Raw genomic sequence first — 318 nt, forward strand, 5'->3', positions numbered from 1 at the left:
GCTCACGATCTGGCCCATCCCCTTCATCTTGTTGAAGCGCGGGAAGTTCATCAGCATGGCGAAGCTGGCGAACAGCTGCAGCCCTTCGGTAAAGCCGCCGAACATCGCCAGCGTGCGGGCGATATCCTCGTCATTGTCGACGCCGAATTCCTGCAGGTAATCGTGCTTGTCCTTCATCTCCTCGTACTCGAGGAACATGCCGTATTCGCTTTCCGGCATGCCGATCGTGTCGAGAAGGTGGGAATAGGCGGCGATATGCACCGTCTCCATATTGGAGAAGGCGGCGAGCATCATCTTCACTTCCGTCGGCTTGAACAC

Annotated in this window: 1 protein-coding gene; it reads right to left on the bottom strand. The window is 56.9% G+C overall.

Annotated elements, in window-relative coordinates:
• On the bottom strand, positions 1-318 hold a 318-nt coding region (locus A3736_RS06125; RefSeq protein WP_197465510.1), incomplete at both ends, for a ribonucleotide-diphosphate reductase subunit beta.

Origin of the sequence: Erythrobacter sp. HI0063, from assembly GCF_001635685.1 — a bacterium.
GTDB lineage: Bacteria > Pseudomonadota > Alphaproteobacteria > Sphingomonadales > Sphingomonadaceae > Qipengyuania.